2 protein-coding genes are annotated in these 1,138 nt (G+C 37.4%); both read right to left on the reverse strand.

Annotation, left to right across the window (positions count from 1 at the left end; genetic code table 11):
• The coding region (locus tag CD30_RS19075; protein WP_036180806.1) for an IS66 family transposase zinc-finger binding domain-containing protein at positions 1-603 on the reverse strand (603 nt) is incomplete at its 3' end.
• Positions 604-651: 48 nt separating this feature from the next.
• Complete coding sequence (gene tnpB, locus CD30_RS19080; RefSeq protein WP_036180809.1) at positions 652-1,008, reverse strand: IS66 family insertion sequence element accessory protein TnpB; 357 nt, start codon at positions 1,006-1,008, stop codon at positions 652-654.
• Positions 1,009-1,138: the final 130 nt, after the last annotated feature.

A 1,138-nucleotide genomic window follows, 5' to 3' on the forward strand; every position in this document is an offset into this window, starting at 1 on the left:
CAAAGGCATTCCTTCTACGTATTTTTGATTCATGATATAGGCCATTGAAGTAGGAGAAGCGAGACTTTTTGGATAGACTGCCGAAGGCATCTTAGCTTTAACAATTGGAGTTTCAATTCCTTCACGCTCACAATGCCTGCAGCTATATATATGTTGAACATGTTCAATCACCGTAACTTGTGCAGGAACGATTTTTAGTTCACGTCTAGTTTCTGTACTCATTTCATGAACAGATTCACCGCAACACAAACAAACCTGCTCTATATCGGATAAACGATAATGGATCGTTTCCGTAGGCAAGTTTTCAAGTTTCGCATCTCGTTGACCTACATACTTTTTTCGTTGGTATGCAATCGTTTCAAGTGTAGGTTCTTCAACCTTTTCATCTACTGATAATTCAGCTTCGTTAAAAAGGTTAAGTTCGAGTTGATTGGGATTTGATTTTTCACTAGAAGCCCCAAATTTCTTTTGTTGGCTAAGTCGGAACTGTTCTTCCAACCATTTAATTTTTGCCTCTAGAACTTCTTTTTGTTTTTCTAAATCCGCATTTTTTGTTTCGAGCTCTTTAATTGTATCTTGTAGTTGAGTCGTATTATTTTCCATGTGAACAATAGTACCATAAGGAGAGCAGATATGATATATCAACTCTCGCTAAATGATAAATTTTGCTTCAATTTTTGGATGGGCTTCTTTTTGTTCAATTGGAAGCCCATCAAGTAACCAATTTAATTGTCGCTGACTAATTTTCAATGGAGTAGCTGTTTGTTGATTAGGCCAATGGAAGAGTCCTTCATCCAAACGGCGATAATATAACCAAAACCCGTTGTGATCCCAGTGAAGGATTTTTAATTTGTCGCGTTTGCGATTGCAGAACACAAAGAGATTGGATGAAAAGGGATCTAGTTGAAAGCTCAACTGAACAATTGCAGCTAATCCATCAACCGACTTACGTAGATCCGTTGGACCACAAGCCAAGTAAACCTGATCAATTGGTGCTTTACTTAACATGATTTTGTAAAATCTCCAATACTTCTTGCAAAAGTGTACGATTAAAATTTTCTTTAATCTCAATTGATACATTGCCTATGTGGATATGGAGGGATGAGTCTGAATCGGAGTGTGAACTTGGTGGACAGAG

It is taken from the genome of Ureibacillus massiliensis 4400831 = CIP 108448 = CCUG 49529 (assembly GCF_000772965.1).
Taxonomy (GTDB): domain Bacteria; phylum Bacillota; class Bacilli; order Bacillales_A; family Planococcaceae; genus Ureibacillus; species Ureibacillus massiliensis.

Bases quoted from the DNA above. Each gene is read 5' to 3' on its own strand.
- tnpB (WP_036180809.1), bottom strand. From the start codon at position 1,008: ATGTTAAGTAAAGCACCAATTGATCAGGTTTACTTGGCTTGTGGTCCA.